At 70.2% G+C, this 5,922-nt stretch carries 6 protein-coding genes; 5 read left to right on the plus strand and 1 reads right to left on the minus strand.

Going from position 1 to position 5,922, the window contains the following annotated elements; all coding sequences use genetic code 11:
• The 5 genes from NQ160_RS16860 to pcp form a co-directional block, all read left to right on the plus strand.
• Nucleotides 1-582: polysaccharide pyruvyl transferase family protein (locus NQ160_RS16860; RefSeq protein WP_257516317.1), on the plus strand; the 582-nt coding region annotated here is incomplete at its 5' end.
• Nucleotides 583-584: 2 nt separating this feature from the next.
• Entirely contained in the window at nucleotides 585-1,829 is a 1,245-nt protein-coding gene (locus tag NQ160_RS16865; protein ID WP_257516318.1) for a hypothetical protein, read from the plus strand.
• Nucleotides 1,826-2,725 (plus strand): glycoside hydrolase family 16 protein, encoded by a 900-nt coding sequence (locus NQ160_RS16870; protein ID WP_257516319.1) that lies wholly within the window; start codon nucleotides 1,826-1,828, stop codon nucleotides 2,723-2,725. The genes NQ160_RS16865 and NQ160_RS16870 overlap by 4 nt, the downstream gene beginning before the upstream one ends.
• Entirely contained in the window at nucleotides 2,722-3,747 is a 1,026-nt protein-coding gene (locus NQ160_RS16875) for an acyltransferase family protein (protein WP_257516320.1), read from the plus strand. Before NQ160_RS16870 ends, NQ160_RS16875 begins: the two co-directional genes overlap by 4 nt.
• Nucleotides 3,748-3,926: 179 nt before the next feature.
• Entirely contained in the window at nucleotides 3,927-4,556 is a 630-nt protein-coding gene (gene pcp, locus NQ160_RS16880) for a pyroglutamyl-peptidase I (RefSeq protein WP_257516321.1), read from the plus strand.
• 22 nt (nucleotides 4,557-4,578) lie between these two features.
• On the opposite strand, the gene ispG is transcribed toward pcp, so the two are convergent.
• On the minus strand, nucleotides 4,579-5,730 hold the full coding sequence (ispG, locus tag NQ160_RS16885) for a flavodoxin-dependent (E)-4-hydroxy-3-methylbut-2-enyl-diphosphate synthase (protein WP_257516322.1): 1,152 nt from the start codon (nucleotides 5,728-5,730) through the stop codon (nucleotides 4,579-4,581).
• Nucleotides 5,731-5,922 lie beyond the last annotated feature (192 nt).

Consider the following 5,922-nt stretch of genomic DNA (forward strand, 5'->3'; position numbering starts at 1 on the left):
GCGGCATCGGACCGCACGCAGTTCGCCAGCCGCATGGCGTCGCGGCCGCAGCTGCGCCTGGCGGTGCGCGACACCGCCTCGCTCGCGGCGGTGCGCGACCTCGTCGCCGATGTGACGCTGGCGCCGGACAGCGTGCACATGCTGGGGCGACTTCACGCCGCCGCCCCGACGCGCCCGGTGGTCCAGCTGCTGCGCCGAGACGATGAGAGCGCTCTGCCGCCGGGCACCGGGGCCGAAGCCGTGGACTGGCCGGCGATGACCTTCGCCGATCGCCTCCGCCGCCGCGCGCGCCGCACCGTCGTCGAAGGTGCCGTGACCCGCGGGATGAACCGCACCACCGACCGCTGGTTCGCCGATGCCGCCGCGCGCCTGGCAACGGGCGTTGCCCTCCTCGCCCCCGGCGAGACGATCGTCACCGATCGCCTCCACGCCATGCTGATCGCGCTGCAGATGGGCCGGCGGGTCATCGCGATCGACAACGCCAACGGCAAGCTCACGAGCTACGCCGCGACGTGGCTGGCGGACCTCGAACTGCCGCTGGAGTTCGCCCCCGATCTGCAGACGGCCCTGGAGATGGTCTGAGAATGGTCATCGCACGTGATGAGGAGGCCGGCGCGGTGCCGGAGCGCACGCCGCGCCGCGCGGCACGTCGGGTCGAGACATCGGGGCGGGTGCAGGGCAGGGACCTGCTGTCGGACGGGGTGCGCATCAGCGTCGAACTCGCCCCCCTCGATGTGCCCGAACGCGAGACGGTCGTCGCCGCCGTCCGCGACCTGCTGCGGCTTGGTGCCGCCGCCCGCGCCGGAAGGACCTTCGACGGCCCTCGCTGGCGGTACGACCCCGACGCCCTCGATGCCCAGGCCGAGCGGATCGTGCGTCCGTTGCCCGTGGAGCTCACCGGAGACGCGGGCTTGCCGAAGCTGCGCGATGCCGCCGCCGCGGACCTGCCCTTCACCGTCTTCCTCGGCGAGGACCGGGCATCGCTGTGCATCGACCACCGCCTGGGCGACGGCTTTCTGAGCGTCATGCTGACAGCGGGAGCGCTCACCGGACGGAAAGCACCGGGCGTCTTCACTTCGGGCCCGGACGTGGACCCGCTGCCTTCGGCACTGGCCGCGACGTTCCTGCGGCACCCCGGCCGGGCGGGAGCGGTCGTCCGTGACCGCATGGCGCAGCGCCGCACCCCGTACGCCGGACCGACCGTCGATGCGCAGCGCAGGTCGCTGGACCTCGTCACCGGAACGATGGAGGCCCAGACCTACCGGGAGCTGGCGGCCTGGAGCCGGGGCAGAGTCCCCCCGACCCTGGCGATGATGTTCGCGCTCCGGGAGGCGCTTGACCGGGTGGGCGTGCCGGTGATGGACGAGGGCTCGCTGCTGGTGGACCTGCGCCGCTACCTGCCGTCGGGGCGGTCGACACTGGCGAACTTCGTCGTCGGGCATCCGGTCGACCTCACGCCAGGGCTGGATGCCGCCGGAGCACGCTTCACCCGCGACCTGCACGTCGGGAGACCTCTTGCGGCCCTCGCCGCCGGGTTGCTCACCCGCGGCTGGCAGCGGTCCGGCCCGTCTCAGGTCCCGGCGGCTGCGAAGCCGATCGTCAGCGACATGGGCTTTCTCCGCGCGCTCGAGCCTCTCCCCTGGACGGGCGAAGGCGTCGTTCGGGTATCGGTCGATCCTGCAGGGCGCAACGGCATCACCGCCCTCACGGCCGTGCTCAGACGACGCCTGCACATATCTGTCAGCTTCGACGGCTCGCTGTACGACCGCGACACCATCACCGCCGCGACCGAGTTGCTGCGCCGTGACCCGAAAGGACTGCTGCCGTGACCGTCACCGACACCGCGCCCGCTCCGAGCGCCGCGCCGCGCCGCACCCGCCGCCGCAGGTGGCTCACCCTCGGCATCCCCTCGGCGATCCTCGTGATCGTCCTGGTGGTCGGCGGGCTCTGGTGGTTCACCGGGTTCTCGTTCCTCACGCCGCGCTACGGCGACAGCGAACCGCTCTTCGACGACTTCGACGGACCGGCCGGCAGCAAGCCCAATCCCGCCTTCTGGAACATCCAGACCGGCGGCGGCGGGTGGGGCAACAACGAAATCCAGGAGTACACCGAAGACGCCGTCGCACTGGATGGCGAAGGCAACCTCGTCATCACGGCGACCGTGCCCGCCGACGGCAGCACGCCCACCTCCGGGCGCATCACGAGCCACAAGAAGTGGTCGTTCACCTTCGGGCAGCTCTCGGCGCGGGTGAAGCTGCCCGAAGCCCAGGGCCTGCTGCCGGCATTCTGGCTGCTCGGCGACAACATCGACCGGGTGGGCTGGCCCAACGCCGGCGAGGTCGACATCATCGAGACGCCCAACGACACCTCCCGCAGTCGTCACCACCTGCACGGGCCGATCGGCTGGACCAAGCACTGGGCCCTCAACGAGGGCGTCGACCAGCCGGCTCCTCTCGCCGACGACTTCCACGTCTACACGGTCGAGAAGCGCCCCGGCCGCATCATCCTCGCGATCGACGACCAGGTCGTGATGGACGTCGAGGAGTGGGACGTGCCACTGACCGGTCGCTGGGTCTTCGACGAGCCGATGCATGTGCTGTTCAGCCTGGCCGTCGGCGGCGATTGGCCGGGTGACCCGGATGCCACGACCCCCGAGGTGAACAGGATGGTCATCGACTGGATGGCGTACACGCCCGCGGACCAGACCGAGGAGATCGTCCCGTGAGCGGTCGCGTGACCTGGCTCGACGGCGCCCGCGGCATCGCGATCGTCCTGGTGGTGCTCTTCCACGCCGGCATGTTTACGGGGCCCACCGCCCTCGCCTCGCCGTGGTGGGAGCCGCTGAACCTGGTGTTCGCCCTGCTGCGCATGCCCCTGTTCTTCCTCGTCGCGGGCATGCTCGCCGTCGGGGCGGTGCGGCGCTCGTGGCCGCAGCTGTGGCGCACCCGGCTGGCGGTGCTGGTGTGGGTGTTCCTGGTGTGGACGGTGCTGCGCTTCGCCTACTACCAGGTGGTGCCGGAGCCGATCGACCTCAACCAGTCCAGCTGGACGGACTTCGTGCTGTCGGTGGTGCGGCCCTCGAACGGGCTGTGGTTCCTGTTCGCGCTGGCGCTGTTCCTCATCGCGGCCAAGGCGCTGGACGGCCGGGTGAACCGCTGGGTCGCCCTCGGTGTCGCCGCCCTCGCGGCGACCGTCATGTACGGCGGCGTGACGTTTCACAACGTCGCATACGACGGCATCGCGAAGTACTTCGTCTTCTTCCTCATCGGGCTGCACTTTCGACAGTCGATCATCCACGCCGTCCACCGCCGCCGGTGGGCTGCCACCGCGGCGCTGCTTCTGCTGTTCGCGGCATCCATCGTGCTGCGCGGCGCGACGGGCTGGTTGATGGATGCCGTCACTGCGATCCCGGTGGGACTGCTCGCCGTCGCGTTCGGCATGTGCCTGGCGCGCAACCTCGTCGGCACGGCGCTGTCGCGTCCGCTCGAGCACCTGGGGCAGCGCACGCTGCAGGTGTACGTCACGCACATCCTGTTGCTGTCGACGTTCACCAGCATCCTGATGCCGTTCGCGGATGCCCCTGCGCTCGCGGCGCTGCGTCCCGTGATGCCGATCCTGATGACGGCGGTCGTGATCCCGCTGAGCCTCGTGATCGCCGCCGGGGTCGCGCGGGTGCCGGTGCTGCGGCTGCTCTACGTCGCCCCGGCGTGGTTCTCACGCGAGCGCGCGGGGATAGTCCGCCGCTAAACAGGAGAACTCACCGCAACAGGAAGATCCGGCGCGGAACGTCCTGTGCCGCGGAGACTTCCTGTTCCGGGGACGGCCGCAGCGGTTCAGCGAAACGCGCAACGATCGGTTCACGCCATCGCGCGCACGGTATGCGTCCTGCGCCGTGACGACCCGCGGTGCTCACCTACGCTGGAGGCGTGTCCACCGTGCTGCTGACCGGGTTCGAGCCCTTCGCCGATGCCGCCGTCAACCCCAGCGCGGAGGCGGTGCATCTGGCCGCCGATCTCTGGGAGGGCCCGGAGAAGCTCGTGACCGACGTGCTCCCGGTGACCTTCGCAGGCGCCGCATCGCGGCTGCGGGAGCTCATCGCGACGCACTCCCCCGACCTCGTCATCGCGTCGGGGCTGGCTGGCGGCCGCAGTGCCGTCGGAATCGAGCGCATCGCCGTGAACCTCATCGACGCGCGGATCCCCGACAACGACGGCGCGCAGCCGGTCGACGAACCGAGCATCCCCGGGGCGCCCGCCGCGTACTTCTCGACCCTGCCGGTGAAGGCCATCGCTCACGCGGTGGCGGCCGCCGGCATCCCCGTCGAGGTATCCCACTCCGCCGGCACGTTCGTCTGCAACCACGCCATGTTCGTGGCCCTGCATGAAGCGGCACGGCGGCCCGGGATGCGAGCCGGCTTCGTGCACGTACCGTGGGCGGACGGCGAGGGTGAGCCCTCCTTGCCGCTGGAGAAAATCGCGCAGGCGCTGCTCATCACCGTGCGGACGGCGCTGGCCACTCCCGCCGACGTGGCGGCGCCCGGCGGCGCCCTGCACTGACGAAGGGGATGACGGGCCGTTCTCAGGCGGTGACCACCTGCGCGGTGCCGAGCGGTGCGGCCGGCCCCATCTCGGCGGCGAGGCGGTTCGCCTCTTCGATGAGGGTCTGCACGATGTCGGCCTCGGGCACGGTCTTGATGACCTCGCCCTTGACGAAGATCTGGCCCTTGCCGTTGCCGGATGCCACGCCGAGGTCGGCCTCGCGGGCCTCGCCCGGGCCGTTGACGACACAGCCCATGACCGCCACGCGCAGCGGCACGGTCATGTCCTTGAGGCCCTCGGTGACGTTGTCGGCGAGCGTGTAGACGTCGACCTGGGCTCGGCCGCACGAGGGGCACGACACGATCTCGAGCTTGCGCTCGCGCAGGTTCAGCGACTGCAGGATCTGGTGCCCGACCTTGACCTCTTCGGCCGGAGGCGCCGACAGCGAGACGCGGATGGTGTCGCCGATCCCCTCGGAGAGCAGGATGCCGAAGGCGGTGGCGCTCTTGATCGTGCCCTGGAAGGCCGGCCCCGCCTCGGTCACGCCGAGGTGCAGCGGCCAGTCGCCCCGCTCGGCCAGCAGCCGATAGGCCTTGACCATGATCACGGGGTCGTTGTGCTTGACGGAGATCTTGAAATCGTGGAAGTCGTGCTCCTCGAACAGGCTCGCCTCCCACACGGCGCTCTCCATGAGAGCCTCCGGCGTGGCCTTGCCGTACTTCTCGAGAAGACGACGGTCGAGCGATCCGGCATTGACGCCGATGCGCAGCGAGACGCCGGCATCCTTCGCCGCCTTGGCGATCTCGCCGACCTTGTCGTCGAACTGCCGGATGTTGCCGGGGTTCACCCGCACCGCCGCGCACCCGGCGTCGATCGCCTGGAAGACGTACTTCGGCTGGAAGTGGATGTCGGCGATGACCGGGATCTGGCTCTTCTTCGCGATGATGTGCAGCACATCGGCGTCATCCTGGCTGGGCACCGCCACGCGGACGATCTCGCAGCCCGATGCCGTGAGCTCGGCGATCTGCTGGAGCGTCGCGTTGATGTCTGTGGTCTTGGTGGTCGTCATCGACTGCACGCTCACGGGCGCGTCCCCACCGACGAGGACCTTCCCGACGCGGATCTGACGGCTCTTGCGGCGCGGGGCGAGAAGCTCCGGCACACGCGGCATCCCGAGGTTGACTGCTGGCACGCTTCCACCCTACGCCGGGCGACCTGGAGAGGGGCCGAACGGCACTCACGGGCGGCCGTGTGGTAGTTTCGGCCCCATGTCCGCGAACCTCACCTGGTGGCTCACCGCATAGGCGGTGGGTTCGTGTGACGACAGACCGCCCGCGGGGCGGTCTTTTCATTTGGGGTGGCCGCTCCCATGACGAAAGACCGA

The sequence above is a fragment of the Microbacterium sp. zg.Y909 genome (genome assembly GCF_024626565.1).